The organism is Paraprevotella clara YIT 11840, from assembly GCF_000233955.1.
GTDB lineage: Bacteria > Bacteroidota > Bacteroidia > Bacteroidales > Bacteroidaceae > Paraprevotella > Paraprevotella clara.
The window spans coordinates 1-893 of sequence record NZ_JH376610.1 but is presented as its reverse complement, the minus strand read 5'-3'; the positions used below and the strand labels follow the sequence as shown (position 1 = coordinate 893).

The following is an 893-nucleotide window of genomic DNA, read 5'->3' as shown; positions in this document are numbered from 1 at the left end:
ATTCAAAGATGTGAAGGTAGAAAACCATTTCCCTTGGCAACGCCTACATTGGAAGAGTTTAGAAACCGCCTATCGCACTTCGCCTTATTTTGAGTATTACGAAGACGATTTAGTGCGTATCTTTGAGAAGCCTTACACCTACCTATTAGATGTAAATATAGACACCATAGAAACCATTTTGGCCTGCTTATTAGTGAATATCAACTTTGATAAAACGAGTACTTACGAAGCGCAGCCCGAAGCAGTAAAAGATTATCGCTACTTAAGTAGTGCTAAGAAAGAGGTTAATGTAACTATGGAGCCCTATCACCAGATATTTTCAGATAAACACGGTTTTATCAAGAATCTATCAGTGTTAGATTTGCTATTTCACGAAGGCCCTAACACTCTTGATTACTTAAACAATGTAAGTATAGGTATGATAAACTTATAAACAAAGTTGTGTAATTACACGAATTGAAACGTGTAATTACACAACTTTCACATTTTACAACACAAGATTACTAACTCAAAAAGTACCTATACAAATCTGATATTTAAGTACTTACAAAATAAAATAACATTAAAAAATAGTTTGGCACAGTATTTTCAGTACAATAAGTGAAATAGGATATTGAAAAAAGTATTATAAAACAAAAACTTATGAAAAAAACTATATTACTTTTATTGTAATACTTTTTCAAAGACTAAAGTTATCATTTCTTTTGGAGTTAGTAGTAGTATTTATATGCATTGTGAAAAGAGCTCTCTAAGCAATTAGAGAGCTTTTTTTATTTGTCAATTGGTAATTATTTCGTACTTTTGCATTGATTCAAAATTATAACGTATGATAGATTACTATAAAACTTTAGAGGTTAGTAAAACAGCTACTCAAGATGAAATCAAAAAAGCAT

1 protein-coding gene is annotated in these 893 nt (G+C 30.3%); it reads left to right on the top strand.

Going from position 1 to position 893, the window contains the following annotated elements; genetic code table 11:
* The coding region (locus HMPREF9441_RS11550) for a WbqC family protein (protein WP_008621323.1) at window positions 1-433 on the top strand (433 nt) is incomplete at its 5' end.
* Window positions 434-893 lie beyond the last annotated feature (460 nt).